This window comes from Pelagihabitans pacificus (assembly GCF_009371985.2).
Lineage (GTDB): Bacteria > Bacteroidota > Bacteroidia > Flavobacteriales > Flavobacteriaceae > Pelagihabitans > Pelagihabitans pacificus.
In genome coordinates this window covers 35586-62269 of record NZ_VIKU02000004.1, presented here as the reverse complement: position 1 = coordinate 62269, position 26684 = coordinate 35586, and the positions used below count along the sequence as shown (strand labels likewise).

Genomic DNA, 26684 nt, shown 5'->3' with positions numbered 1-26684 from the left:
AACCGCTTCTTGGTAGTTTTATTGTTTGAAACTGTAATCCACATCGATATGGGCCTTTTATCCTTCACCGAAATCACCGATAAAGCACAAAACACCTTTAAACGATTTCCTGTGACGCTGCTATGGTCGATTTTCGGCACGTTGTTCTGTATAGTCGTCACCAACAACGCTGCCAATGACCTTTTTGATGACTATCTGGAAGTACTGCTCACCCTCATTTTGGGCGTCAGCTGGTTGATAGGAACCCAATTTTTTATCGAGCAACAAACGAATCCAAAAAGATGGTGGCCGATGAAATTATTGGTATTACTCGCGCTATTTCTTTTTTGGTATTTCTTTCCAAGCAACGAATACGACCGTTCTCCCGAACAGTTTATCCGCTTTTTTCTGTTTTTGATTGCCGGGCATCTGTTCGTTTTCTTCGCTCCGTTTATTAAGGAGTGGAACAAAGCGGCCTATTGGAACTATCTAAAGGCCATTGGCACAGCCATAGTCCGCAGTGGCTTTTTTGCGGGGGTGCTCTATATTGGATTGGTCATTGCCCTGGTCGCCATAGACGCGCTTTTTGATACCTATATTCAGGACCGACGCTATCTGCAATTGTTCTTTTTGTGTCTAGGCACGGTGAATACATGGATATACCTGTCCGATTTTCCAAGGAAAATCCGGAACACGACCGAGGTTCGTTTTCAAAAAGCCTTGGAGGTCTTTGTAAAATATATCTTGATCCCCCTAGTGTTGCTGTATCTACTTATCCTGTACGCCTACAGCTTTAAAATCTTAATCCAGTGGGAGCTTCCAAAAGGATGGGTTTCCTATCTAGTGACTATTCTGGCGCTTTTAGGTTTCATTGTACAAATCATCATCGATCCGATACAAAAAAAGATCAAGGCATGGACCATCAATCGATTTTTCCCTTGGTTCTATTACTTGATGTTGCCGTTACTGGTTTTGCTATATATCGCTATTTTTCGACGCATCCTTGATTACGGTGTTACCGAGAACCGGTATTTCGTGTTATTGACGGCCTTTTGGATAACCTCGATGATAGGCTATTTGCTGTTTGCCCGAAACCGAAAATTAATCGTACTTCCAAGCTCGTTTTTTATGCTGGTAATTTTATCGTCTTTTGGGTTTTGGAGTGCTTTTCAGGTCTCAAAGGAGAGTCAAATACGACGATTTAAAAAAGTGTATGAAAATGTTTTATCCAACAAGAAGGTGGCCAGCTCCAACCAAATAAATCAGCTTAAGTCGATTCTCAACTATCTCGATGACAGGAAAATGCTTTCAGAACTAGACCCTGTTACCGGTATCGCAATGGTACCTGCCTTTAAAGATACTATCAATGATGACGAGTCATATCGGTACAATTATCGTTGGCTCGATACACAAAAGGTCATCGACTCGATGGGAATCACCCTGAATCCGGATGAATTGGGGGACAATCCGTTCTTATACGGCGAGTCCTACAACTACTACGGCAACCATTTCTACAATGGCAAGTCCCTTTCCATTGAAAACTATGATTATTTTTCTGCCATTCAGCTGATTCGCTATGATGAAAAACAAAACGAAATAGGGGATTTTTATGTATCGTACCAAAATAATTCCGTCTCCTTATGTTTTGTTTCCAAAACAGACAGTACCGAGCAATATCAGGTATCGCTAAGGGAAAAGCTATTGCATCTGAAACAGTATAATTCTTCGCTTCCCGAAAATCGCTTGGGCGAAATGGTGCTCGATTTTAAAAAGGATCGTATTTTAGGGAAATTGATTTTTACAGATTTAAGCTATCAAGTGCGTAAGAATGATAGTATCTTCTTGAACCACTCCAGTGGGTATCTGTTTTTAAGGCAATAATGTATGTTACAAAAAATTAATCTGGAACACATTCTATTTCTCGATATCGAAACCGTTCCCGAAAAACGCAGTTTTGATGAGCTCGACGACGAAAAGAAGGCGTTGTGGGAACAGAAATCAAAATACCAACGGAAAGATGAATACACCCCCGAGGAATTTTATGAGCGGGCCGGTATCTGGGCAGAATTCGGAAAGATTATCTGTATCTCGGTCGGTTATTTCAATATCAAGGGCGATGTTCGAACCTTTCGAACTACTACTTTTCACGGAGAGGAAATCAAATTGCTCAAGGAGTTTAAAAACTTGTTGATTGGCCATTTTAGCAGCACAAAACACCTTTTATGTGGTCACAATGCCAAGGAGTTCGATTTCCCCTATATCGCCCGACGGATGATCGTTCACGGCATCGAACTGCCCTATAAACTGAATCTCTTTGGAAAAAAACCATGGGAAATTCCACATCTGGATACCATGGAACTCTGGAAATTTGGCGACTATAAGCACTTTACCTCCTTAAAACTACTTACCAACATTCTGGGCATTCCCTCTCCCAAACAGGACATCGACGGCAGTATGGTATGCCAGGTGTATTATGAAGAAAACGACTTAGACCGGATTATTACCTATTGTGAATTGGATGTGGTGGCGACGGCACAGGTTTTTCTGCGATTGCGCAATGACGATTTGTTGGAGGACACCGAAGTACAACGAGTGTAAATACCAGGTGCCTCCTCCTTAACAATATTCCTATTTATTGTATTTCAATTGAATGTACACGGGAAAGTGGTCGCTGTACCCGCCGATATACTTGCGGCCCGCAAAGGTACGATAGGGCGTACCCCGGTATTTGCCTTTGAACTCCGTTAAGAAAGCCTCGTCAAAAATGTTGGCGTGTGCAAAACTATGGGTACCTTTTTCGTAATTTAGGAAGTTATGGGAAAAGATGATCTGATCGAACATACTCCATTGCCGTTTGTAATTGGCGGTTCCCCTGTATTGGGTGACCAGTTTTTCCGAGGGATTGTACAGATTCTGAAGCTGCATCAAGGTCTGTATGCTCTTAGAGTCGGGACCGTCGTTAAAATCCCCCATGATAATGTAGTTCGAATCGGGTAGTTCTTCTTCGATGTCCTTTATAAAGCCGACCAGGGTCTCTGCCGCCTTGATTCTTTTGTAATCGGTCTCCACTTCACCATCACGTCTCGAGGGCCAGTGGTTTACAAACACGTGTAAGGGTTCCCCGTTCAAAACTCCGTGTACGTATAAAATATCCCGGGTGGTATCACGTTGACCATCGGGATTGTTTACATATAGGGTAATGGGTTCGGAATAGAGCACCTTAAAATTTTTCTTGCGGTAGATCAAGGCTGCATCAATACCACGTTCATCGGGAGAATCATAGTGGACATACCCGTAATCGATGTCGCGTAACGGTTCCGCACCTATGAGATCCTGTACGGTTCGTTCGTTTTCTACCTCGGCAACCCCGACCAACACGGGTACATCGTGCGTAGTATTGGCCCCTATTTCGGAAATCGTCTTGGCCAGTTTGTACAACTTTCTTTTATAGCGTTTCCGAGACCACCTCTTCTCCCCCTCCGGTGTAAACTCGTCATCGAGCGTATCGGGATCGTCAATCGTATCGAAAAGATTCTCGAGATTGTAAAAGGCAATACTGAAAAGTGTTCCCTTTGGTTTTTTCTTTAGGAATGACAAAGGCATGAATTGGTATTTTGGGGAATTAAATTTACAAAAATAGCTTGGGAAGTATTGCGTAGATTTGCACTTTAAATACGTGTATGCTAGAAAAGAAGTCGATAGAATATGAAAAGACCGTGCTGATCGGGGTCATCAACCAGCAACAGAACGAAGAAAAAGTGACGGAATATCTCGATGAGCTTGAATTTCTTACCTATACCGCGGGTGGGGAGGTATGTAAACGTTTCGTACAACGAATGAACGTTCCTAACCCCAAAACCTTGATCGGTAGCGGAAAAATGAAGGAAGTCGAAGCCTACGTCGATGAGCATAAAATTGGTTCGGTAATTTTCGACGATGAGCTCACCCCTGCCCAACAGCGCAATATTGAAAAACAGCTTCGGTGCAAGATATTGGATCGTACCGGACTTATTCTCGATATTTTCGCCCAACGTGCTCAAACCAGTTACTCCCGCACGCAGGTAGAGCTGGCCCAATATGAATACTTATTACCAAGGCTCACAGGGCTATGGACCCACTTGGAACGTCAAAAGGGGGGTATCGGTATGCGCGGACCAGGGGAGACCGAGATCGAGACCGATAGGCGTATCGTACGGGACCGCATTACCCTGTTAAAGAAGAAGCTACAGAAAATAGATCGTCAGATGGAAACCCAAAGAAGCAACCGCGGTGCCTTGGTGCGGGTCGCCTTGGTCGGTTATACCAACGTGGGCAAGTCTACCTTGATGAACGTCATTAGTAAAAGTGACGTTTTCGCCGAGAACAAGCTATTTGCCACCCTGGATACTACCGTTCGCAAAGTGGTCATCGGCAACCTGCCGTTCCTGTTGAGCGATACAGTGGGTTTTTTACGAAAGCTTCCCACCCAATTGGTCGAAAGTTTTAAAAGCACGTTGGATGAGGTGCGCGAAGCCGACCTGCTGCTACACGTGGTCGATATCTCGCATCCCCAGTTCGAGGAACATATCGGATCGGTCAACAAGATACTCGGTGAAATTGGCAGTGCGGATAAAAATACGATCATGATCTTTAATAAAATTGACCAATACAAGCACGATACCATCGAAGACGATGACCTAACGACCGAAAGGACCCAAAAACACTTCACCATCGAAGACTGGAAAAAAACGTGGATGCGGCGACTCGGTAACAATGCCCTATTCATCTCAGCCCTCAACAAAGAAAATCTAGATGAGTTTCGCAAGCGGGTCTACGACGAGGTGCGTGCCATTCACGTGACCCGTTTCCCTTACAACAACTTCCTGTACCCCGAACATTTGGACGAGTACTAAAAAGAAATTAGTGGCCCATCTTCATTGACTCATGAAGACCAGGCTTTCCGCTGTATTTTTTATGCTCCTTCGTGGGCATAAAAAGATGTCGCTACAATCCTTTGTGCAAAAAAGATTTTAAGAAACTGCCTCCATGTGGCTACCCTTTGTCGAACAAATTGAACCGTTTGTATTTTTCACAACAGATTGTGATAGGTTCACAACAATAATTTAGTCCCCTTCCCATTCCGTTCTATATTTACAGTGTAATTAAGTAACCAAGCTGACCCCAAATCACCTTGAGCTTAACCGAAAACGCTGAATAAAAAGACACACCAACTAACCTACTTGCTTATAACCATTTAACAGTACAACATGTAACAAACCTACTTTAAAAAACCCCGGCTCCCCGTCGGGGTTTTTTTATGCATCCAAACTTGATTCACCTGTATCGAAGTTAAGTACAAAAACAGTAGATCATTCAACTATTTAAAAAGCCCTCCGTTTTGAGGGGTCGTTTTTAACTATCCTTTTTCTTCTGGGCTTCACGTTTCAAACGTTCGGCCTCTCGCTGTAAGTGCTCGGCCTCCCGGATTTTCTGCTCCGCTTTGCGCTGGAGTCTTTCGGCTTCCCGTTGTGCTTGTTGTGCCTCTCTTTGTACTTGCTCGGCCTCTCTTTTTTGCTGTTCTTCCAAACGTTTTTCCTCCGATTTTCCCGAGGCATAGTTTTTAATATTCCGGGTTATGGTCTTGAATTTATTGACCATGCCACTCGAGAGTAATTCCTTATCGAGATAGATTTTCAGCGTACCCTCGTCCAATCTTACCTCATAGCCGGTGTCTCCTCCGTACTCGCGCTTCCATTTTTGTCTGCTTCCCGAAGCGGTCATATATTCAGTGCCCAATTCTTCGGCCAAATACGAACGTATCTTGGTTGTTTTTGATTTATGGAAATCGGAACGTACCCGATACGTATCATCGGAATCGCTTATCGAAAAATAGGTGCGGCTTTTTTCGACAAAGCCAGTGTCGTCGTCCACTGAAATCGATATGCTCGATGTGGTAGTCTGTTTGGTTTTGGTTTCTGTTTCCTGCGTATAGGCATCTATGATCCCTATCAACATGCTCAATAAAAAATAGACAATGATTCTCATGATTTTCGTTTTTTAACTGTTAATCTCCTTTAAAAATTCGGTTCCTAAGCGATTAATTACACTAAAGCCATCCGAATCGATATGCTTGCGGTATATCCGCATCTTTAGGTTGTTTCCTTCCAGTTTAATTTCATACATGGGGGCTCCGTTTTGGGTCGTTCCCTTCCAGATCATCGGGTCGTAGCCAACAACGGGCTTTTCCCCATCCAAAACCTTTGAGACCATTCTTTGTATTGCTTCTTTTCTGGCTTCGTCAAATACAAGATTTACCTTGTAAGTCTTTCTCGTTAGCTTCAAACGATAATCGTCCTCGAACACATCGACCAGAAAAAATCCTTTGCTCTTAGGCGATGATTCAAAATCGTAGACTTTCACGATATTAAACCCTAATAGAAAGGTGTTTTCCTTTTCCTTGGTTTGTGCAAAGAGTCCGGAAACGGATAAAAACACGAGACAGCTGATACTCAATACATTTTTCATTTTTTCGTTTTTTTTGATGAATAAACTCTATTTATTGATTTACTTTAAACGTGAGTCCGACTCCTCGAACACTTTCTATAGCAATTGATGAGTCTTGCTTAAAGTATTTTCGGAGGCGGCTTATAAATACGTCCATACTTCTTCCGGAGAAAAAGTCGTCGTTGCCCCAAACGTCTTTGAGGAGGTCTTCGCGCTTGATCATGGTATTTTTATGTTGGTAGAGATACTGTATGAGTACCGTCTCTTTTTCTGTAAGGCGTTGTTCACTTCCTTGAAATAGAAGCTTGTGGTTGACCGTGTCAAAATCATAGGCCCCGATACTGTGCAGTTTTTCTTTTTTGGGTTGAATGCGTTGCGTACGCTTCAGAATATTTCGTAATCGAAGCACTAAAATATCCGCTTCGAAGGGTTTTACGATATAGTCGTCTGCGCCAAGCTTCAAGCCTCTGATACGGTCTTCCTTCAATTTTTTGGCCTTGAGAAATACAAAGGGAACTTCGGGGTTGATTTCAATTACTTTTTCGGCCAAGCTAAAGCCATCCATCTTGGGCATCATCACATCGAATACACAGATATCGAAATAATGTCGGGGGAACAGTGTCAGCGCCTCTTTACCATCTTTGGCCCAAGTGACCTCGTACTCATGAATTTCGAGGTACTGTTTTAAGATACTGCCAAAATCAAAATCATCTTCTGCCAATAATATGTGTGCCATGATATCCTAATTAACCGGTATAGTGATACTGAATTTGCTTCCTTTGCCAAGTTCACTTTCGAGTTCGATACTCCCTTTATGCGCATCTACTACCTGTTTGGTGTAGTACAACCCAAGTCCTAACCCTTTCACATTATGAACGTCACCCGATTCGACCCTAAAAAATTTATCGAAAACATACTTCAGGTGTTTTTCGTTGATTCCAATGCCGTTATCGGCAATTACAATTTCGTAGTGATTGTTCCTCAATCGCGTAGTAAAGGTCAGTACCAAAGACTCTTTCCCGTATTTGACCGCATTCTCCAAAATGTTGAAAAGGGCCGTGGTGAATAGAAAAGTATCGAGCCTCAAGACCACTTCCTCACTTTCAATATGCCGGTCGATTGTCAGGTTTTTGCTTTGAACCGAAAGGGAGAAATCGTCGAGCAAATTGTTAAAATAGGCATCATCTATCACCTGCTCTTTGTGCAGCACCAAATCTTCGGAGCCCAAACTATTGGTCATCACCTGATCGATCAACTTTTGAAGTCGGGTGTTTTGCCGATCCAAGATGCCAAGGGTATTCTTGAAAGCTTCGGGGGATTCTTGGATTTCCCTTTTATGAAGGCTTTTTGATGCAATGCCCAAAGTAGCCAAAGGCGTTTTTAGCTCGTGGGTGATATTGTTGATAAAATCGGTCTTTATATCGGCGACTTTCTTTTGCTTGATCAGATTTTTAATCGAATAATAGAACAGTCCGACCACAAAGAGCAATAGCAGCACAGAACCTGTCAGGAGAATAGCCATTCTGCTTAATACGATTCGTTTCCAATCGGAAATATTCATCCGATCTCTAGTTACTACACGGAATTCTACCGTCTTTTCCTCACCATCCACTACCTTGGTATAGTCTGTTTGCCAACGAGCCTGACTCACGTCGTACCCTTGGTCTTCATCAAAATCTTCCCCTAGCATAAACAATCGCTTTCTATCCCCGAAAGGAAACATGGTATCGTTGGCTACAGAATCGAGGATGATAATGGAGTAAATATTCTTTTTAAATTTGATATCATACCCCAAATCGGTTTTTTTCAATTCTTCTTTATACAGTCTATTATAGCTTCCTGTCAGGGAATCGGTGTTTTTGGTAAGCCCTTCAACGAATCTTTCCTTGCTCAAGTTTTCAAATCGGTATTGCCAAAGCAACTCCATAAATTCCTGGGCCCATATTTCATTGGTGGTCACGACCCTTTCCGACTCATCGTCGATTCGCCCGATCGATTTTTTGGTCTCCTTAAGAAAAGCATCCTTTTTAAGCTCATAGGTATTGTAAACAAGGTAGGCCTGTATGCCGATCAGTGCGAGCAAGGTTGCTATGGCGGTGGCTATCAATATGTTTATTTTTTTCTGCATAACGGTCTGGTGTTTTACACCCAACACTCCAAAAGTAGTACATAGGCAAAGTCTTGCCCAACAATTGAATACCGTTAACCCACCGTTAACGTTAATTGATCGCCCAACCCCAACCCCTATTACATTTTCTTCTTTGTGTTAATAAGGTATGACACTTTCCAAAATGGGATTATCCGGTTCTTAACCCTTGTTTAACCGGCCATTTTGTAATTATGGGTGATACACGGCTCTTCGATTGAGTGGTATTACAAAATGAAAACACCATCGATATAAGATCAAATTATCCAGCCGAGTTAGGTTCGTCATGGCCGATTGCAAAGAACGGTTCGTTGGGAAAAATCGTATTTCATACTGGTGTACTAAGGGGCGGAAGGAGTTTTTTTGGAAGTACGGGCAGGAATCAAGGTGTTATTTATGTTAACCAACAATGAGGAAAACCGCAGGTTCAAAAAGTCCGTTATTCCTTTGAAAAGGCACTCGAGATTAAGCCGTGGTATCCATCTGCCAAGAACGGAATCCGGTGATTGGCTCAAAAAATTAGAAACTAGACCTGCAGTTCAACGAGGATTCCGACCAGTGGTATTTTTCACAACATTCTTGGCGTATGTCACAACAATAATTTAGAAAACAGTGAAATCGGCAGTAAGTTTACATCGTCATTAAATGATGGCACGAAACCCGATCAATACTTTACCTGGAAGAAATACCAAACCAAATTAGACCAAACCTACTTTAATGAAAGCCTCGACCCACGTCGGGGCTTTTGATTTTAAAGGGGTTTCTAATCGGATAATACCCCTTATTTTAGTGTATTTCATCGATGAAACCACGTATTTTAACGTACTTCACAACATCTTTCGTAGCGTTCACAACAAAAATTTAGCCTTGCGTTCATTTGCCTATACCTTCGTTTTGTATTTAAGATTTAGTGTTTATAGTGTTTGGATTTGCCCAAATCTGCATATGACCTTACAAGTTCGATTTTATTGACTGTGCAACCAAATGTAACGAATCCTACTTAACAAAAAACGCCCCGAGACTGTCGGGGCGTTTTACTTTTAGCTGGTTTGGACAACTCTTTCAGAAAGAACTTTTAGAAAGCATAGTTTAGACCAAGCAACCAATAGCTCTGGGTCTCGTTGTCTATATTATCAAAGGTAGGGGTCGGAGTCAATGCTGGCTCCTGGGCCAAGGCATTGGCCAATGTCTCTTGCTTATTGCCTCTTAATCCAAATTCAAAACCAAGGCCTATTCCCTTCCAAAGAGTATACCCAAAAGAGTTGATCCATGTCCAGTTGCTCAAATCACCACTCTTATAACTCTGAAAGGTAGAGAAGTTGGTCTTAAAGTTCACTTTACCAATTTGTCTGGTATAATCTACCACAATTTTGGCACCAGCGGAAGATTCGTATACCGCATCATTTTCAGCGAACACAAAGTTATAGTTCAAGGGGTGGATAACGACCACCATATCGGTAATGGGGGTCCAAGTGGCACCAATACCAAAATCGAGATATCCTGGATTGTTAAAGTTGTTTATGATAGAGGTACGATATTCGCCAAGGGCCGAGATGGCAAACTTTTCACTTAGCTTGTAGCCGTATAAAGAAGTGATGTTAAAGACATCGGTCGTACCGTCAAAGCTATCGCTATCGTTTGGATCATCCTTATCATCCAATTTCACCCATTGCAAGTTAACGTTCGCCGAGTTTCTCCAAAAAAACTTCTCCTTGTTAAGATTGGCGATGGCATTTACCGTTACCCCGATGTTACCGGAATTATTATTGGGTGTTCCTTGCAAATACCAGTTGTTAAAACTCGAAATATTCGCCCCAATGGTTCCAAAAGCCCTTATTTTCCATCCGGGGAACGCGTCAATCTGTCCTTGAAGCGCATCTACCCTTCCCTGAATGGCGTTGATAGAATCCTTTTTTGCGGCTTTCGCAGCTTTCAGTTCCTCCAGTGTCTGTGCAAACGTGGTCGATATGACAAAAAAGGACAGCAGAGTAAAGACAATTTTTTTCATGGTACTATAGTGTTTAGAAGTTGTTAATAGCAACAAATGTAAGAATTGCTAACAAATAATAAACAGGGTTATTAACAATTATTTGTTTTTGAACAAAGGCACAGAAGAGCACGCCTCGCCGTACATTAGGGATTTTACAATTGGCTGCAGTTTGGCGGTTATCCACAGATATGCATTGGGAGGTACCGGCTTTTTACTACATCCTTTTATGATCACGGGTTTTCCCTCAAATTCAGAAACCTCTAGTGAATCTATTACCTCTTGGTACAGAACGGTCTCTAACTGCTCCAGGGTACCCTGTACGATTTTCTTGGCAAAGGGCTGCAATTTTGTAGTCACCAACATGTAGGCCCATCCCGGAACGATGGCATCCGAGGAACAACTGATGGCTACATAGGTATTTTGATAGTTTTCCCAGGAATGGCCGTTCACAGCGGCCCTGAATTCTTTTTCCCTCAGTATAAGCCCCTCATACAACCAGTCTTTGATATCTAGCTGTACCCTTTTTCCCTCCGGATAATACGTTTCCAGGTCAAATGTGACCAATTTACTTTGGGCAACACGGTTAATGATTTCATCGGCCATTTGCTGAAATTTAGAATAATTTCCGTCTTCGCGGTTAAAGATTCACACTCAAACACACATCCAATTAGAGCAATCCTAGTTCCAATTTGGCTTCCTCGCTCATTAAATCTTGGGTCCATGGCGGGTCAAAAGTAATTTCTACCTCCGCATCCTTGACCATATCCAACGACTTTACCTTTTCCTCCACCTCGACCGGCAGGGTTTCCGCCACTGGGCAATTCGGGGAGGTAAGCGTCATCAGGATCTTAACGTCGTTATCCTCGTTCACGAATACGTCGTAAATAAGGCCCAGTTCATATATATCGACCGGAATCTCAGGATCGTAGATGGTCTTGAGTACCTTTACTATTTTTTCACCCAGCTCCTGGGTATCGATGGTGGTGGTTTCCTCACTCATTTTTTGCTTATTTGGGGTTCGGATATTTCCCCTTTTGGGCAAGTCCCGAACCTATTGACTCAGTTGCGTCTGATACGCAACTGCATATAGTTTTAGTTGTTTGATCATGCTCACCAAGCCATTCGCCCGAGTCGGGCTTAAATGTTCCTTCAGCCCTATTTCGTCAATAAACTGGGTGTCGGCATCAATGATGTCCTGTGGTTTTTGATTGCTAAAGGCCCTGATCAAAATAGCGATGATTCCCTTGGTGATAATCGCATCGCTATCGGCCGTGAATACTAGTTTATCGTCTTTCAATTCGGCATGCACCCAAACTTTGCTCTGACAACCTTTAATGATATTGTCATCCGTCTTGTACCGTTCGTCGATCAGAGGCAGTGACTTCCCCAATTCAATCATATATTCATAGCGTTGCATCCAATCATCGAACATCGAAAATTCATCCACGATCCCTTCCTGTATTTCTTGTATACCCATTCGCTAGTTTTATGCAAAAATACGACAAGCAACCCAGCTATTCAACAGTTTCTGCCAATGCCAATATTTTGTCTATCAATGGTTTTAGTTCTTTTGGGGGATTTCCTTCATCGAACGGGGCCGATTCAAAAATCTTATCTCCCCTCTTAACTTTTAGGGTCGCGATTCTTGCGCGATCCGTTTGACTTTCCGCACTAGGTGCCTCAAGATTACCTATATGCTCTAAAAGCACCGTTTTTAGCTGTTGTTCAACTTCTTGCCAATCCTTTTTTGCGATCGCCCTGGTTTCCATCGTAATAGTCTTTCCAGAGGATTTGACAGAGATGCGGCCTTTAGTAACGGCACAATGAAAGCTGGAGCCCCGGGTCATCGCCTCATATATAATTGAAAGCGACTCTTCTTCTTCCGTAGTTTGCTGGGCCGAACCCAACAAACTACTAAAGCTCAGAATATATAACAACACGTACTTCATTTGATAGGGAATAGTAAGGTTTAAGTATACAAAAAAGGCATCCTTTCGGACACCTTTTTAAGTTAATCTTATGAAAACGGACTAGTTGACAAAACCCTCCCTAGGCCCTCCTGCAACAAAAAGGGCACGCATTCTTTCATTTTGTCCGAGCGTAAACATGTACATACAATCATCCTGTACATAATCCATATAGTTCATGGTCATGTCGGCACTCCTGCAATGGGTAGTTGGATAGGTCGGACAGTTGTAATTGGCCCGATCCGATTTCGGGGTGTCGGCTACAAAATCGTCTCGATTACACCTTCCATCGCCCCATATATGACGCAGGTTCAACCAGTGCCCCACCTCGTGGGTTCCGGTTCTTCCTTTTCCGTAGATACCTCCGGCACTATTTTCCCCGAAGAAATCGGTTCCTATCACCACCCCGTCGGTAGCCGCGGCACCGCCTGGAAACTGGGCATAGCCCAAGATACCGCCTCCTATCTCACAGACCCATATATTCAGGTTGTTGGCCGGGTCGGTAGGGGCAATCCCTCCTTGGGAAGGATCTTTCATCGCATCGTTGGTGCCCCAAGAGTTCCTGGTATTAACGACTCTATTGATGGTTCCGGCCACAAAGGTGATATCTACATCGGCAACCAATCCTGCAAAAGCGGAAGGAACGCCGCTGGTGTTGGAATTATTGTTGTTGAAATCCTCGTTCAGAATACGGATTTGCGAGGTAATTTGTGACTGTGTGACCTCGCCTGGGAACTTTTCAATGATGTTGATCACCACAGGAATGGTTATGGCACCCTCATAAATGGGGGGAGGGGTTCCACCACCCCCGCCGCCGCCGCCGGGTTTTCCTTTTCCATTCGCTTTTAAGGCAATCGCCTTCCGGGTAGTGTACTCGATGTCGTACATCTTCTTGGCAAGGCCCTTGTTTTTGCCTAAACGGTATTCCAAGTTTTTCATAGATACGCATTTTTCCACGGCACCGGATGATTTTCCTGTAAGGTCATCGCTTTCGACATACAGACTAAAATCGCTCATGTCGACTACCACCTCTTGCTCTTGGGCGTCAGTTGCATTGTTTTGTGATTCTGATGAATCTTTCTCGCAGGAGACCAGCAGTACCGCCAGCACCCCTGCAGTTAAAATTACTTTTCTCATAAAAAGGGGAATTTGTTTAAATTAATCGACGGCGAAGATATTATTTCTTAACAACTATTCAACTTATTGTTAAATATTTTGTCCTTTCCGAAATGAATACTATGATGTTGTTCGTCGATGCTGACCGATATAGCGTAGGATGTAGACTACAAAAAAGTTGTTAACAATTTTGAGGTTCGCTCAAAATTTGCCGGGAAAAATCGCTACTATTTTAGGAAAGCATGGCTTTGGCTCTTCGGATAGCTTCTACTAAGGTGTCTACCTCTTCCTTCGTATTGTAAAAACTAAAACTGGCCCGTACCGTACCTGGAATTTTATAGAAGTCCATAATAGGCTGGGCACAATGGTGCCCGGTTCGTACCGCGATGCCCAATTTATCGAGTATGGTTCCGATATCGTATGGGTGGATGCCTTCGATATTAAAAGATATCACCGAAGTTTTCCTGGCCGCCGTACCATAAATTTTAAGTCCATCTATTTGCAACAGCTGCTCGGTGGCATACTTTAGCAGCTCCGATTCGTAAGCTGCGATCTCCTCCAATCCAATGGCGTTCAAATAATCCAAAGCGGCACCAAAGGCGATTCCACCACAGATGTTCGGGGTACCGGCCTCGAACTTATGGGGCAGATCGGCATAGGTAGTCTTTTCAAAGGTAACTTCAGCAATCATTTCACCTCCCCCTTGGTACGGGGGTAGTTTTGTCAGCCAGTCAGACTTCCCATACAGTATCCCCACTCCGGTCGGACCGCATAGCTTATGCGCGGAAACGGTATAAAAATCGACATCCAAAGCTTGCATATCGGCCTTAATGTGGGGAGCCGCCTGTGCGCCATCGACCAGTACCACGGCACCAAATTGATGCGCTGCGTCAATGATTTCCTCAATGGGATTGATGGTGCCCAGGGCATTGGAAATATGGTTACAGAAAACGAGTTTTGTTTTATCAGAAAGCAGTTCATGGTACGCATCCATCAATAACTCTCCCTCCCGGCTCATGGGAATCACCCTCAAAATAGCACCGGTTCGCTCGCAGAGCATCTGCCAGGGCACGATGTTCGAGTGGTGTTCCATGGCTGAAACCAGTAATTCGTCTCCCTTTTTGAGAAGCGAGGTGAATCCGTTCGCAACCAAATTAATACCATGGGTGGTACCGGAAGTAAAAATGACCTCATGGGCTTGGGCAATATTAAAGTGTTTCTGGATTTTCTGTCGAGCCTGTTCGTATTTATCAGTGGCTTCCTGTGACAACGCATGCACTCCTCTATGGATATTGGCGTTATAATTGGAGTAGTAATCGACGATTACATCGATGACCTGTTGGGGGGTCTGCGAGGTCGCCGCATTATCCAGATACACCAAGGGCTTTCCGTTTACTTCTCGGGAAAGGATGGGGAAATCGGCACGGATTTTAGTCACATCTAACATAGCGGTTCTTATGAGCTGCAAAGATACCCACTAAGTGCTAATTTAATGCGGCTATCGCCGTGAAATCGACATTGAAAATACTTATAGGAAAAGATAGTTCAGGGAAAGCTGAAACACTGTATTGAAGTTTTGCACATCCCCACCACCATTGTTCAGGCGATTTCGAATTCCCTGGTATACCCGACCTGTCAGCGCCCAGTGGTAGTTCAAGCTATACCGGACCCCGGCTGCAACACCATAATCTAGCTGAAAACGACCGTCGACCGTTTGCTTCCCATCGATTGCGGCTTCATCGATTCCCTCAAAGTTCTTTAACTTGGTGACCTCATTGAGCAGAAAGCCAACCTGCGGCCCAAACTGAATGGCAAAACGATTATTGAGGGTGAAATCGGCCAGTAAGGGAATCGTAAGGTAGTTCAATTGCACGGCCGTTTTAAAATCGTTCCCATCTCCCGGAGAATTTCCTTCAATAAACGCCAAATCGGTATTGAATTGAAACCCTTGGGAGGAGTACACCAATTCGGGCTGTAGGGCGAATCGATCGGAATACCGTATCTCGGCAAACCCCCCAAAGTGCCCGGATAATCTGGGGTTGATACCTTGGGTCAAATCCCCCACAATGGTGCTATAATTGAGTCCGGCTTTGAGGCCGAACCGGATTTGTTGGGAGGATGCGGTCAACGGCACGAACATCGATAACACCAGAAAAACAAAAAAGAACCTCACTTGCATCCCTTGTATGGCAATCGTTTCTAGAACAGTACGTATCCGGCGGCTAGTTGAAAAACGGAATCAAATCTATCATCATTAAGGGTCGTGCCACCAAGTTCGGTAGAACGAACTATGTCCGAAATCCCTAAAAAGTAGCGTATCTGAAATTTAAACTTATCCCCTAGATCGAATCCCAAACCAGTTACCGGGGCAAAATCAAAACGTGAATCATTGGTTAAGGAAATACCTATTTGTGGTCCGAGTTCAAATGAGAACACTTCTCCTAGGTTTATTCTAAACAATAAAGGAAACTGCAGGTAGTTGTCGTAGAACTCTGCATATTCCGGCAATTCGTTAATAACAGGGTCGCCCGGATCAGCAACAATAAACGGACTCAGCGCCAAACGACCTCCTTGCCGGGAATACAACAGTTCTGGATGAAAAGAGAAAATACCCCCTATCGGCGTTTCGGCAAAAACTCCCACATGAAAGGAAGTGCGCGCCTTGAAATCCCCATATTGGTCGCCAACATAGTTGCTACGATTCAATCCTGCCTTTATCCCAAAGTGTAAGTCCTGAGAATATGAGGAAGAAGAAAAAACAAAAAGTAACATACCCGTTAGGAACAAACGTATCATACGAATTTGGCTTCGATTTTTCCTAAGAACGGTCTTTTGCGTCTTTTATTACAAATCAAATCCCAATCGAACACCCAGCTTATTGGCTATCAACTTATTGATCCGTGTTTTTAATTCCGGAATGCGCACGCTTTCCAGCACGTTATTGGCAAAGGCGTACATTAAAAGTGCCCTGGCCTCTTTTTTGGGTATTCCGCGTGTCTGCAGGTAAAAAAGTGCGTCCTCATCCAATTGCCCGATGGTACAGCCATGGGAACATTTGACATCGTCGGCGAAAATTTCCAATTGTGGCTTTGTATTAATAGTGGCCTTGTCGCTGATCAAAATGTTGTTATTCTGTTGAAAGGCATCGGTTTTTTGGGCAATCTTATCCACATAAATCTTACCGTTGAACACTCCTGTAGAACTGTCGCCGTAGATTCCTTTGTAATCCTGATGGCTTTCGCAGTTGGGCTGTTGATGATGCACCAAGGTGTAATGGTCTACATGTTGTTTTTCGCCCAAAATGGTGACGCCCTTCATGGTAGAATCAATATGTTCCCCGTTCTGATAAAAATTGAGATTGTTTCTCGTAAGCTTACCCCCGAAAGAGAACGTATGTACCTTCACGACGCTGGTGTCCTTTTGACTGATATAGGTATTATCGATCAAAGAAGCGGTCGATGCATCGTTTTGCACTTTGTAATAATCGACGATAGCGTTTTTACCGGCAAAGATTTCGGTCACCGAGTTGGTCAACACCTCATTGGAAGTAAGGCTTTGGTGGCGTTCGATTATCTGCAATTCGGCATTTTCCTCGGCGATGATCAAGTTTCGCGGTTGTAACAATAACGACGCCTCGTTGCCCGTCGCGAAATGCAATATTTCTACAGGTTTCTTGGGCATCTTACTTTTGGGAATATAAATGTAGGCCCCCTCTCGACTAAAAGCCGTATTCAATGTGGTCAATGACTCATCCTTGGACGCTACCTTATTGAAATAAACATCGATAACCTGCTTGTACATGGGTTTGGTCAAGGCCGAACTCATCAAACAAATGTCAACACCGTCATGGGTAGTCTCCGAGAGATACGAACTATAAATACCATCGATGAAGACGATTTTGTAGGTATCTATCTCATGAAGGAAGTACTTTTTTACATCCCGATACTCCAGCGCATTGACCTCTTTGGGAAAGATGCTGAAATCAATTTTTTGCAAACTGTTGAGCGAAGTGTATTTCCAAGCCTCCTCTTTTTTGGAAGGAAAACCCTTTGTTTCAAAATTCTTGATGGCCTCTGTACGCACATCATGCACAGGATGGTCGATATCGACATTGTTTTCGAATGCCATGAACGATGCTATCAATTTGTCTTTTAAATCCATTTGCAATTCTTGTCTTTCATTAAATTTTTAAGATACCTCAACTGCTTCCAACGATGGTGGGAACAATGTCGAAAACAACCTAAACAACCGCTTCATTCTTGATCCAGTCGTATCCTTTTTCTTCCAACTGGAAGGCCAATTCCTTGCCGCCCGATTTTACGATTTTACCATCGTGTAATACGTGAACAAAATCGGGAACTATGTACTCCAACAAGCGCTGATAGTGCGTAATCACGATTACAGCGTTGTCCTTGCTCTTTAATTTGTTCACTCCGTTCGCGACTATTCTCAGTGCATCGATATCCAGACCGGAATCGGTTTCGTCCAAAATCGCCAATTTCGGTTCCAACATGGCCATTTGAAATATCTCGTTTCGCTTCTTTTCGCCCCCGGAAAAACCTTCGTTCAAGGAACGGGACAAAAATTTACGGTCGATCTCCAACATTTCCGATTTCTCCCGAATGAGCTTGAGCATTTCATTGGCAGGCATGTCCTCCAAGCCCCTAGCCTTCCTGGACTCGTTGATGGCGGTTTTCATGAAGTTGGTCACGGACACCCCTGGGATTTCCACGGGATACTGAAACGACATGAAAATGCCTTTATGAGCCCTTTCCTCGGGCGCACTATCTTCCAAGTCCTCACCATCCAGTTCCACGGAACCCTGGGTAACTTCAAATTCTTCCTTCCCCGCAATAACGGATGCCAAGGTGCTTTTACCCGAACCATTGGGGCCCATAATGGCATGCACCTCTCCGGCGTTAACCTGAAGGTTGATTCCTTTTAAAATATCCTTATCCTCAACGCTAGCGTGCAGATTGTTGATTTTTAACATCGTTCTTGTATTTAATTTAAATAGTTGGGTGCCTTTGGCATTTTTTCAAAATCTTCGATGGAATGTTGTAGGTATACTTTCGCCCTTTTTTCTTCGGCAAAGGCCTCAAACGCATCCATACTGGCCCTTGTTTGCTTTACATCATAATTGAAGATGGGGATTCTTCTGAACTCCCTATTCTCCGAAAAATGATAGAGATCCCCGGCGAGCAGCATGGGACCGTGATCGGCCAAATTCAAATATAGCACTTGATGACCCGGGGTGTGGCCCGGTGCATATTTAAGCACCACCGTGCCATCGCCGAACACATCATGGTCACCTTTGATTTTCTTTATCTTTTTTAAATCCTTAATGGCATTGTACAAATCAGCGTTACTTTCACGTGTTTCCTTGCTGGTGATAAAATCGTACTCTGCTTCCTGTACCAACCAGGTCGCATTCTTAAAAACATTGGCATGTCCGCTGTGATCAAAATGGGTATGGGAGAGGGAGATGTACTTAAAATCATCCGGGGTCATCCCTATTTGTTTGAGTTGGTTGATGACCGAATCTTTTCTGGAAACCGTAAAGGCACCACTTTCATCGGTGTAGGGTTCCTGCATTCCTACCAAACTTTCCGGAAGACCGGCATCCCACATCAAAATACCTTGGGGATGTTCAATTACGTAGAAAGCATCTGCAAATTCCTTGCTTTGTCCCTTATAGGTCGTGTCTTGGGAAAAAAGCTGCAATTGATTCACGACAACCGTACCTCCATCGAAGGTATACAACTTCACCTCAGGCTGTGAGGTATCCAAGATTACTTCAGCCGTTTCGGTGTTTTCTTTCTTGGTTTGCTTACAGGCCGTGAGCCCCAATAAGACTCCAACTAAAAAAATGTATTTTTTCATTATTCCATATTTAATCTCTCAAGAAGGCCCTTTCCATGCCCTTCAAAAGAACGTCCGAGGGTTACCCGACAGAACCTTCGAGACTAATTTCCAATAGCTTTTGGGCTTCAACGGCAAACTCCATAGGCAACTTGTTCAATACTTCCTTACTAAAACCGTTTACGATCAGGGCGATCGCTTTCTCCGTATCAATCCCTCTTTGGTTGCAATAGAAAATCTGATCTTCCCCGATTTTACTGGTAGTAGCCTCGTGCTCTATCTGCGCGGACCTGTTCTTGGCTTCGATATAAGGAAACGTATGTGCCCCACATTCGTTACCCATCAAGAGCGAATCGCACTGTGAAAAGTTACGGGCGTTCTCGGCACGACTATTTACGTGCACCAGGCCGCGATAACTGTTCTGTGATTTTCCGGCGGAGATTCCTTTTGAGATGATAGTGCTTTTGGTGTTCTTTCCCAAATGGACCATTTTCGTTCCGGTATCGGCTTGCTGATAATTGTTGGTCACGGCAATGGAATAAAACTCCCCGATCGAATTATCCCCCTTCAGAATACAGGAAGGATATTTCCAGGTAACCGCGGAACCGGTCTCTACCTGGGTCCACGAAATTTTCGCATTCTTCTCGCATAATCCCCTTTTGGTCACAAAATTGAAAACCCCGCCAACACCGTCCTTACCTCCAGGAAACCAGTTTTGTACCGTTGAGTATTTTATTTCCGCATCATCGAGGGCTATGAGCTCTACCACGGCCGCATGCAGTTGGTTTTCGTCCCGTGACGGAGCGGTACATCCTTCCAAATAGCTCACGTAACTACCTTCGTCGGCAATGACCAACGTTCTTTCGAATTGACCCGTACCAGCTTGATTGATACGAAAGTAGGTAGATAGTTCCATCGGACACCGAACACCTTTCGGAATGTAGCAGAAACTACCATCGGAGAAAACCGCGGAATTCAGGGCCGCATAGAAATTGTCTTTTTGGGGCACTACCGTCCCAATATATTTTTTTACCAATTCGGGATGCTCTTGGATGGCTTCGGAAATGGAACAGAAAATGATTCCCTTTTCAGCCAACGTCTTTTTGAAAGTGGTGGCCACTGAAACGGAATCCATAACGATGTCAACCGCTACCCCGGCCAATTTCTTTTGCTCGTCAAGCGATATGCCAAGTTTTTTGAAGGTTTCCAACAATTCGGGATCAACCTCATCCAAACTGTCGTACTTGGGTTTGCTATTAGGTGCTGAATAATAAGAAATGGCCTGGAAGTCCGGTTTTTTATAGGTTACGTTGGCCCACTCGGGCTCTTCCATTTCCTTCCAATATCGAAACGATTCCAATCGCCATTCGGTCATCCATTCCGGTTCGTTCTTCTTCTTCGAGATGGCGATAACAATATCCTCGTTCAAACCAACCGGCAAGGTATCCGATTCGATATCGGTGTAGAAACCGTATTCGTATTCCTTGGTCTCCAGTTCTTTTTTTAATTCTTCTTCGGTATATGCCATACTTGTTCAGTTTATCAACTGTTACTGCAACAATCGATTCATTAGTTCATAATCAAATTGTCATATTTAGAGCGAAAAACTCTCCCCGCACCCGCAAGTGCGCTGTGCATTGGGATTGTTAAATACAAACCCTTTGCCATTAAGCCCTCCTGAATACTCCAAGACAGTGCCTACGAGGTATAAAAAACTTTTTTTGTCCACGATGATGCGAACGTTGTTGTCTTCAAAGACCTTGTCGGATTCCTGTACTTGGTTGTCGAATTTCAATTCATAGGACAAGCCGCTACAGCCGCCGCTTTTTACACCGACCCGTACATAGTCCTGACTGGCGTTATAGCCTTCCTCGGTCATCAAATCGATTACTTTTCTTTTGGCCGTTTCAGAAACTTGAATCATGGGTATTTGGATTTATTCTAAATAGGTGACAAATATACGCTATAAGTAGGATTTGCACCTAATTCCTAACATTATTATAACGTATCGGTAAATAGGGGTTTTCTATGTGGAAGAAGATGGGCCGGGAAAACGGCTACTTAACTTTAATCACGATCACATCGGTCATTCCCTTCTGGGTGACTCCTGGCATATCACTACTAGCGATTTCCCCTACCAGGAGGATGCTTTCATCCTCATTTTCAATAGCATCGAACCCGAAATCGAGACCAGAACCCCCAAAAGATGTTTGCCATTCCAATAGACCGTTTGCATCGGTCTTTAATACCCAAATGTCATTTTCACCGGTATTGGAAGTAAGGTCGATATCGGCACTTTTCGAATTCCCGGATATGATAAATCCGCCATCCCTGCTCAACCGGATGCCTCGGGCAGCATCAAATTCACTGCCTCCGAAAGAACGTTCCCAAAGCAGGTCGCCGCCATCATCAATCTTGACCAGCCAAATATCGGACTCCCCGTAGTTTTTTGAAATATCCAAGTCGGTACTAAAGGTATTGCCGACAATGGCATAGCCGTTATCCAATGTTCTCGTAATGTCGTAGGAAACTTCGATGCCGGATCCCCCAAAAGAGCGTTCCCAGAGCAAATCGCCGTTTTTGTCGATTTTCAAGACCCAAAAATCATAACTGCCGCGGCTATTGCTAATATCAAAATCAGCGCTCTCACTAAAGCCGATCATCACGAAACCTCCATCTTCCGCCTGTACCACCGCGTGGGCCCTATCGTTATTAGAACCTCCGAAATACCTTCTCCATTCGATATTTCCCCGGGCGTCCAATTTGGTACCCCAAAATTCCCCAACCCCGTGTCGCGTCAAAGAATTTCCCTTTTCGGTAAAACCATCGGCCCGAGCTGCGGTCACATCCAAAAAACCCACGAAAAAGAACCCTCCATCGGCGGTCTGTAGAATATCGTAGGAATGGTCGTGACCAGAGAAACCAAAACTTTTTTCCCATTGCAAATTTCCCGAACCATCTACCTTAATAATCCAGTTATCGTGAAACCCTTGGTTATTGCTCCCATCGCCGTCATCGCTCATAGCATAGCCCGTTAGGGCATAGCCACCATCGTTGGTCTGCACCAAAGCTTGTCCACGGTCGTCTTTACTACCACCATACGTCTTTGACCATTGCAGTTTGCCTTCCGCATCCAATTTTAACAGCCAGTAATCGTTTACAGGTAGCTCCTTACCGGCCAAATCGCCATCGGTACTGTTTGAAAAGCCTACTATGGCGTAGCCACCATCAGAAGTTTTAATGATAGACCGTGCGGTCTCTTCCCCTGAACCCCCAAAGTTTCTAATCCAATCGACCTCTCCCAGGAACCGGGTTTCCGGTTCCGGTATCTCGGCAAGCTCTTCGATATTATTGGTACAGCAAATGACCATTCCCATCGAAACCATATAAACCAAGTTTCTTATCAGTACACCTTTCATTTCTAATTCGATTTTCTGACAACAAAGAGTCCCCGGTCGGTGTCGCTCATCACAATTTTTCCACTTTCGAAATAGGGGTATACACTCCACACCCCGCTAAAATCGGTTACGCTTGAACTGGGAAACGTATCGAAAAAACCTATTTCGGAAATCGATTTTCCCTCGATACCCGAAATATCCAAAACGCGCATGCCTGCCGTATAATTGGCAAGAAAGAACTCGTTCCCTTTTACATAGCCATTATGGTCGATGGCGCTAGTGGGGCCGATATAGGTATGGTGCAATACGGGAGCATCCAAATCTGTAAAGTCGAAGATAAGGGTACGTGAATTAAGTCCGAAATTCAATTCATCGAGCTCATCGCCCAAAATGAAATAGCGTTGGTCCTCGGTAAACCACCCCTGATGGGTATAACCCCTGTTACCATATTGAAGCGATGCTATTTGGCTGGCATTTTCCTTATCGGTAACGTCCACAAGGACCACGTTATTTTCGTTGGCTCCAATAAAAATTTCAGATCCGGCATAATCAGCATCGGGACCGTTGTAGGTGACCACTTGGGCATCATGGGTATAGCCACTGGCACTATAACCATCGGCCGAAACAGGATTATCAGGGTCTTGTAGGTCGACGAAATGCCCACCACCATCAAAAGTATCCGTACCCACGGCATAGGCGAAGCCCGTTTCCTCATTAATGACGATATTATGTGCATTGCCGAATTCGTCATAACGAAAATCGGCGGTAAACGTTTCTGGCGGGTTGCTTACGTCGCGAAGACGCGTAAGGTCAAAAACTTGCATCCCATGGCCGGGGGCTTCCGATACGATGAAAGCGTGATCGTTATAAACCTTGATATCCCGCCAAGTACTGGATTGTGTAGCTGTAGGAAGTTTTCCCAAATAGACCAAATTACCTTCATCGGAAATATCCACGAAAGCAGTACCATTATCCAAACCCATTAGGGCATATTCCCTACCCGTGGTGGAATCGGTCCATCCCCAGCAATCGTTCCCTGATGTCGCATTAAAACTCGATAGCGATATCTGACCCAATAAGTCATACCCATCGCATGGGTAATCGCCCGCCATGCCGTTCTCACATGGTTCAAAGGAAGTGGTCGGGGTACCTCCACTATCAGGGGTATTCGGCACCATCTCGGGTACCGGACCGTCGTCATTGTTGGAACAAGAGAAGATAAGCAGTACAAAGAGAACCGCGGAAGGCAACTTTTTCATCAAAGGCAATTTTAGTTTTTTATACGGGTAAAGATAGGATTTCTTGGATATATGCAGGTGGTTCCAATCTTCTAAGCTTTCAAACAATACCCCAATAACCCTGCCAAGACTCTATCTGAACAGCTAAAAAATTACCCCTATTTTTGCACCATGTTAGAAGACAAAAATCAGGAGCGTACCTCTTTGGAACAATTGGGAGAATTTGGATTGATCGACCATCTGACCCGTCACTTTACCCTAAAACAGCAATCGACCGTGAAAGGAATCGGTGATGACGCCGCTGTTTTGGATTTTAAAGGCAAAAAAACCGTGTTGACCACCGACTTATTGATCGAAGGCGTGCATTTTGACCTCAGCTATATGCCACTAAAGCATCTGGGCTACAAGGCCGTTATGGTGAACCTGTCGGATGTGTATGCGATGAACGCCACGCCCACCCAACTAACGGTTTCCATTGCGGTTTCGAATCGTTTTCCTTTAGAGGCGCTAGAGGAATTATACGCAGGTATTCAACTTGCGTGCACCACCTATGGGGTAGACTTGGTCGGTGGGGATACCACCTCATCACAAACGGGAATGTTGATTAGTGTCACAGCACTTGGGGTTGCGCTGAAAGAGAATATTGTTTATAGAAGTGCCGCCAAACCTAACGACCTTCTAGTGGTATCCGGGGATCTCGGTGGCGCCTATATGGGATTACAGGTGTTGGAACGGGAAAAAGAGGTTTTTAAGGTGAATCCCGGCAACCAACCAGACTTGGAACCTTACTCGTATATCGTTGAACGCCAATTGAAGCCGGAGGCCAGAAAAGATGTTATCGAATTATTGAAGCAACTGGAAGTACGACCCACCTCGATGATCGATATCAGTGACGGACTTTCCTCCGAAATTCTACACCTATGCAAACACAGTGAGGTGGGTTGTAATTTGTTCGAGGATAAGATTCCGTTAGACCCCACAGTTATTTCGGCTTGTGAAGAATTCAAAATCGATAGTACATTGGTGGCCCTTAGCGGCGGGGAAGACTACGAACTGTTGTTCACCATTGACCAAGGTGATTTCCCAAAAATTAAGGGCAATCCCAATTTAACGGTCATCGGCCATATGACCGAAGCAAACGAAAGCGCCCATCTGGTGACCCGAGACGGCAGTAAAATTCCATTAACCGCACAGGGATGGAATTCTTTCCAAACCAAATAAATGTCATATTCCATGGCGGGAAACAGTTTTAACCGGTAACAATGCCAAAGTAAATGAAAATCCCTCGGAGCAGCTCGTATTTTCGAAAGGCAATAATGTACACATTTCTGGCAGGGTTGATTGGGTGCGCCTCCGTTCCAAAACTATCCAAAGAAAACAAACGGACAATCAATGAAGTTCTTAAAGCTCCACTTCCTAAAATAATACAGGGTGAAACAGGCTTTGCCCAATCGACCGGTCATCAAATCTGGTTCGAACGTCAAAAACCGAAGGACTCTATCAAAGGTTCTGTACTGCTGATCATGGGAAATGGGAATGATGCGCTTACCTGGCCGCAAAGCTTTATTTACCCTTTAGTGCAGCAAGGATACGAAGTTATTCGCTTTGATCACCGGGGCACGGGATTATCTACTTCCGAGAAGAAGTGGAACCGGAAAAATCACTATACGCTCAACGACATGGCCGATGACGCTGTGGCGATACTGGATACCTTAGGCCTCGAGAAAGTACATATAGTAGGGGTCTCCATGGGCGGAATGATCGCCCAAATTATCGCAATCGACCATCCGGAAAGAACCGTGAGCCTCACTTCCATTATGTCCTCTGGCGATGTCATGGACCCAAACCTGCCTCCTATGTCCCAAGAAATTTTCCCTAAAATGGTGAGTACGGTGTTGAAGCATGGCCTTTTCGGAAATAAAAAGGGACAAATAAAAAGACAGATCGTTCATAGACGAATACTAATGGGTGCCGCTACGGGAGACATCGATGTGAAAACCATGGCGGAAACAGCACTATACAACCTCAAAGAACGGAACGGATATCGTATTATAGCTGCCCGGCATCACTATAAGGCCATTCAACTGGCAGGACCCCGTTATGAGGCGCTCTCAAAACTGACTATTCCCGCGTTGGTCATCCATGGTGTACAAGACCCCGTAATGCCTATTTCACACAGTAAAAAACTTGTGTGCCTTCTTCCGGATGCGGATAGTTTATGGGTTAAAAACATGGGGCACGATATACCGGAGGCGGCCATCGGTGAAATTACCGATGCGATGGTTCTCCATTTTGGGAAAATCCCAAATTGAAGTCGTTTGACAAGAGAGAGCGCGGTGCTATTTTTTGGTTAAGCCTACCCAGACGCTGCGGTCGGGGTTAGCCCACCCGACCATTTTTTATGCGCACGAAATGCTTTAAGAAATAGGGTCTCACTAAAAAGAAAATTCCCGAAAGTCAAGGGCGTTCCGGCTTAACTGTTGTGGGGCATACGACAGTGAAGAA

At 44.2% G+C, this 26684-nt stretch carries 26 protein-coding genes; 5 read left to right on the top strand and 21 right to left on the bottom strand.

What is annotated here, in order from left to right; genetic code table 11:
* Window positions 1-48 precede the first annotated feature (48 nt).
* Both FK220_RS13395 and FK220_RS13390 read left to right on the top strand, forming a co-directional pair.
* Window positions 49-1860: a DUF4153 domain-containing protein gene (locus FK220_RS13395; protein WP_152574856.1), complete on the top strand. Its 1812-nt coding sequence runs from the start codon at window positions 49-51 to the stop codon at window positions 1858-1860.
* Window positions 1861-1863: 3 nt separating this feature from the next.
* Window positions 1864-2577, top strand: a complete 714-nt coding sequence (locus tag FK220_RS13390) for a 3'-5' exonuclease (protein WP_152574855.1) — start codon at window positions 1864-1866, stop codon at window positions 2575-2577.
* Window positions 2578-2607: 30 nt separating this feature from the next.
* Here FK220_RS13390 and FK220_RS13385 read toward each other — a convergent pair whose 3' ends face one another.
* Entirely contained in the window at window positions 2608-3582 is a 975-nt protein-coding gene (locus FK220_RS13385; RefSeq protein WP_152574854.1) for an endonuclease/exonuclease/phosphatase family protein, read from the bottom strand.
* 77 nt (window positions 3583-3659) lie between these two features.
* Between FK220_RS13385 and hflX the strand changes: the two genes are divergently transcribed.
* A complete protein-coding gene (hflX, locus tag FK220_RS13380) occupies window positions 3660-4871 on the top strand; it encodes a GTPase HflX (protein WP_152574853.1) in 1212 nt (403 codons plus the stop codon).
* Window positions 4872-5370: 499 nt separating this feature from the next.
* Here the strand turns inward: hflX and FK220_RS13375 are convergent, their stop codons facing one another.
* From FK220_RS13375 to FK220_RS13280, 20 genes are all read right to left on the bottom strand, one after another.
* Window positions 5371-6003, bottom strand: coding sequence for a hypothetical protein (locus tag FK220_RS13375; protein WP_152574852.1), 633 nt, complete (start codon window positions 6001-6003; stop codon window positions 5371-5373).
* A gap of 12 nt (window positions 6004-6015) precedes the next feature.
* The gene (locus FK220_RS13370; protein WP_152574851.1) at window positions 6016-6483 is read right to left on the bottom strand and encodes a hypothetical protein; all 468 of its coding nucleotides are present in this window, start codon (window positions 6481-6483) and stop codon (window positions 6016-6018) included.
* 31 nt (window positions 6484-6514) lie between these two features.
* Window positions 6515-7198 (bottom strand): response regulator transcription factor, encoded by a 684-nt coding sequence (locus FK220_RS13365; protein ID WP_152574850.1) that lies wholly within the window; start codon window positions 7196-7198, stop codon window positions 6515-6517.
* A 6-nt stretch (window positions 7199-7204) separates the two neighbouring features.
* On the bottom strand, window positions 7205-8590 hold the full coding sequence (locus FK220_RS13360) for a sensor histidine kinase (protein ID WP_152574849.1): 1386 nt from the start codon (window positions 8588-8590) through the stop codon (window positions 7205-7207).
* Window positions 8591-9683: 1093 nt separating this feature from the next.
* A complete protein-coding gene (locus FK220_RS13355; protein ID WP_152574848.1) occupies window positions 9684-10616 on the bottom strand; it encodes a DUF3078 domain-containing protein in 933 nt (310 codons plus the stop codon).
* 78 nt (window positions 10617-10694) lie between these two features.
* Window positions 10695-11201, bottom strand: coding sequence for a DUF2480 family protein (locus tag FK220_RS13350; protein WP_152574847.1), 507 nt, complete (start codon window positions 11199-11201; stop codon window positions 10695-10697).
* Window positions 11202-11265: 64 nt separating this feature from the next.
* Window positions 11266-11598 (bottom strand): SUF system Fe-S cluster assembly protein, encoded by a 333-nt coding sequence (locus FK220_RS13345; protein WP_152574846.1) that lies wholly within the window; start codon window positions 11596-11598, stop codon window positions 11266-11268.
* Window positions 11599-11649: 51 nt separating this feature from the next.
* Entirely contained in the window at window positions 11650-12075 is a 426-nt protein-coding gene (locus tag FK220_RS13340) for a SufE family protein (RefSeq protein ID WP_152574845.1), read from the bottom strand.
* Between the two features lie 37 nt (window positions 12076-12112).
* A complete protein-coding gene (locus FK220_RS13335; RefSeq protein ID WP_152574844.1) occupies window positions 12113-12547 on the bottom strand; it encodes a hypothetical protein in 435 nt (144 codons plus the stop codon).
* Between the two features lie 81 nt (window positions 12548-12628).
* Window positions 12629-13702, bottom strand: a complete 1074-nt coding sequence (locus tag FK220_RS13330) for a zinc metalloprotease (protein ID WP_152574843.1) — start codon at window positions 13700-13702, stop codon at window positions 12629-12631.
* A 211-nt stretch (window positions 13703-13913) separates the two neighbouring features.
* Entirely contained in the window at window positions 13914-15128 is a 1215-nt protein-coding gene (locus FK220_RS13325) for an aminotransferase class V-fold PLP-dependent enzyme (RefSeq protein WP_152574842.1), read from the bottom strand.
* An 81-nt stretch (window positions 15129-15209) separates the two neighbouring features.
* On the bottom strand, window positions 15210-15854 hold the full coding sequence (locus FK220_RS13320) for a porin family protein (RefSeq protein ID WP_166204914.1): 645 nt from the start codon (window positions 15852-15854) through the stop codon (window positions 15210-15212).
* Window positions 15855-15880: 26 nt separating this feature from the next.
* Window positions 15881-16477 carry a porin family protein gene (locus FK220_RS13315; RefSeq protein WP_152574840.1) on the bottom strand — a complete coding sequence of 199 codons (597 nt, stop codon included), beginning with the start codon at window positions 16475-16477 and terminating at the stop codon, window positions 15881-15883.
* 48 nt (window positions 16478-16525) lie between these two features.
* Complete coding sequence (sufD, locus tag FK220_RS13310) at window positions 16526-17842, bottom strand: Fe-S cluster assembly protein SufD (protein ID WP_152574839.1); 1317 nt, start codon at window positions 17840-17842, stop codon at window positions 16526-16528.
* Between the two features lie 79 nt (window positions 17843-17921).
* Window positions 17922-18674: a Fe-S cluster assembly ATPase SufC gene (sufC, locus tag FK220_RS13305; RefSeq protein WP_152574838.1), complete on the bottom strand. Its 753-nt coding sequence runs from the start codon at window positions 18672-18674 to the stop codon at window positions 17922-17924.
* Between the two features lie 11 nt (window positions 18675-18685).
* On the bottom strand, window positions 18686-19564 hold the full coding sequence (locus tag FK220_RS13300) for an N-acyl homoserine lactonase family protein (protein ID WP_152574837.1): 879 nt from the start codon (window positions 19562-19564) through the stop codon (window positions 18686-18688).
* Window positions 19565-19625: 61 nt separating this feature from the next.
* The gene (gene sufB / locus FK220_RS13295; protein WP_152574836.1) at window positions 19626-21071 is read right to left on the bottom strand and encodes a Fe-S cluster assembly protein SufB; all 1446 of its coding nucleotides are present in this window, start codon (window positions 21069-21071) and stop codon (window positions 19626-19628) included.
* A 66-nt stretch (window positions 21072-21137) separates the two neighbouring features.
* Window positions 21138-21467 carry a HesB/IscA family protein gene (locus FK220_RS13290; protein ID WP_152574835.1) on the bottom strand — a complete coding sequence of 110 codons (330 nt, stop codon included), beginning with the start codon at window positions 21465-21467 and terminating at the stop codon, window positions 21138-21140.
* Between the two features lie 133 nt (window positions 21468-21600).
* Window positions 21601-22962: a hypothetical protein gene (locus FK220_RS13285; RefSeq protein WP_152574834.1), complete on the bottom strand. Its 1362-nt coding sequence runs from the start codon at window positions 22960-22962 to the stop codon at window positions 21601-21603.
* 2 nt (window positions 22963-22964) lie between these two features.
* Window positions 22965-24200, bottom strand: coding sequence for a choice-of-anchor B family protein (locus tag FK220_RS13280; RefSeq protein ID WP_152574833.1), 1236 nt, complete (start codon window positions 24198-24200; stop codon window positions 22965-22967).
* A gap of 150 nt (window positions 24201-24350) precedes the next feature.
* On the opposite strand from FK220_RS13280, the gene thiL reads away from it, so the two are divergent.
* A complete protein-coding gene (gene thiL / locus FK220_RS13275) occupies window positions 24351-25400 on the top strand; it encodes a thiamine-phosphate kinase (RefSeq protein WP_152574832.1) in 1050 nt (349 codons plus the stop codon).
* A 95-nt stretch (window positions 25401-25495) separates the two neighbouring features.
* Window positions 25496-26491: an alpha/beta fold hydrolase gene (locus tag FK220_RS13270; protein ID WP_166204912.1), complete on the top strand. Its 996-nt coding sequence runs from the start codon at window positions 25496-25498 to the stop codon at window positions 26489-26491.
* Window positions 26492-26684: the final 193 nt, after the last annotated feature.

Bases quoted from the DNA above. Each gene is read 5' to 3' on its own strand.
- sufB (WP_152574836.1), bottom strand. From the start codon at position 21,071: ATGGCATATACCGAAGAAGAATTAAAAAAAGAACTGGAGACCAAGGAA.
- FK220_RS13360 (WP_152574849.1), bottom strand. From the start codon at position 8,590: ATGCAGAAAAAAATAAACATATTGATAGCCACCGCCATAGCAACCTTG.
- FK220_RS13300 (WP_152574837.1), bottom strand. From the start codon at position 19,564: ATGAAAAAATACATTTTTTTAGTTGGAGTCTTATTGGGGCTCACGGCC.
- FK220_RS13355 (WP_152574848.1), bottom strand. From the start codon at position 10,616: ATGAAAAAAATTGTCTTTACTCTGCTGTCCTTTTTTGTCATATCGACC.
- FK220_RS13325 (WP_152574842.1), bottom strand. From the start codon at position 15,128: ATGTTAGATGTGACTAAAATCCGTGCCGATTTCCCCATCCTTTCCCGA.
- FK220_RS13370 (WP_152574851.1), bottom strand. From the start codon at position 6,483: ATGAAAAATGTATTGAGTATCAGCTGTCTCGTGTTTTTATCCGTTTCC.
- FK220_RS13280 (WP_152574833.1), bottom strand. From the start codon at position 24,200: ATGAAAAAGTTGCCTTCCGCGGTTCTCTTTGTACTGCTTATCTTCTCT.
- FK220_RS13330 (WP_152574843.1), bottom strand. From the start codon at position 13,702: ATGAGAAAAGTAATTTTAACTGCAGGGGTGCTGGCGGTACTGCTGGTC.
- FK220_RS13335 (WP_152574844.1), bottom strand. From the start codon at position 12,547: ATGAAGTACGTGTTGTTATATATTCTGAGCTTTAGTAGTTTGTTGGGT.
- FK220_RS13285 (WP_152574834.1), bottom strand. From the start codon at position 22,962: ATGAAAGGTGTACTGATAAGAAACTTGGTTTATATGGTTTCGATGGGA.
- FK220_RS13395 (WP_152574856.1), top strand. From the start codon at position 49: ATGGGCCTTTTATCCTTCACCGAAATCACCGATAAAGCACAAAACACC.
- FK220_RS13345 (WP_152574846.1), bottom strand. From the start codon at position 11,598: ATGAGTGAGGAAACCACCACCATCGATACCCAGGAGCTGGGTGAAAAA.
- sufC (WP_152574838.1), bottom strand. From the start codon at position 18,674: ATGTTAAAAATCAACAATCTGCACGCTAGCGTTGAGGATAAGGATATT.
- FK220_RS13315 (WP_152574840.1), bottom strand. From the start codon at position 16,477: ATGATACGTTTGTTCCTAACGGGTATGTTACTTTTTGTTTTTTCTTCT.
- FK220_RS13350 (WP_152574847.1), bottom strand. From the start codon at position 11,201: ATGGCCGATGAAATCATTAACCGTGTTGCCCAAAGTAAATTGGTCACA.
- thiL (WP_152574832.1), top strand. From the start codon at position 24,351: ATGTTAGAAGACAAAAATCAGGAGCGTACCTCTTTGGAACAATTGGGA.
- FK220_RS13385 (WP_152574854.1), bottom strand. From the start codon at position 3,582: ATGCCTTTGTCATTCCTAAAGAAAAAACCAAAGGGAACACTTTTCAGT.
- sufD (WP_152574839.1), bottom strand. From the start codon at position 17,842: ATGGATTTAAAAGACAAATTGATAGCATCGTTCATGGCATTCGAAAAC.
- FK220_RS13340 (WP_152574845.1), bottom strand. From the start codon at position 12,075: ATGGGTATACAAGAAATACAGGAAGGGATCGTGGATGAATTTTCGATG.
- FK220_RS13390 (WP_152574855.1), top strand. From the start codon at position 1,864: ATGTTACAAAAAATTAATCTGGAACACATTCTATTTCTCGATATCGAA.
- FK220_RS13290 (WP_152574835.1), bottom strand. From the start codon at position 21,467: ATGATTCAAGTTTCTGAAACGGCCAAAAGAAAAGTAATCGATTTGATG.
- FK220_RS13270 (WP_166204912.1), top strand. From the start codon at position 25,496: ATGTACACATTTCTGGCAGGGTTGATTGGGTGCGCCTCCGTTCCAAAA.
- FK220_RS13375 (WP_152574852.1), bottom strand. From the start codon at position 6,003: ATGAGAATCATTGTCTATTTTTTATTGAGCATGTTGATAGGGATCATA.
- hflX (WP_152574853.1), top strand. From the start codon at position 3,660: ATGCTAGAAAAGAAGTCGATAGAATATGAAAAGACCGTGCTGATCGGG.
- FK220_RS13365 (WP_152574850.1), bottom strand. From the start codon at position 7,198: ATGGCACACATATTATTGGCAGAAGATGATTTTGATTTTGGCAGTATC.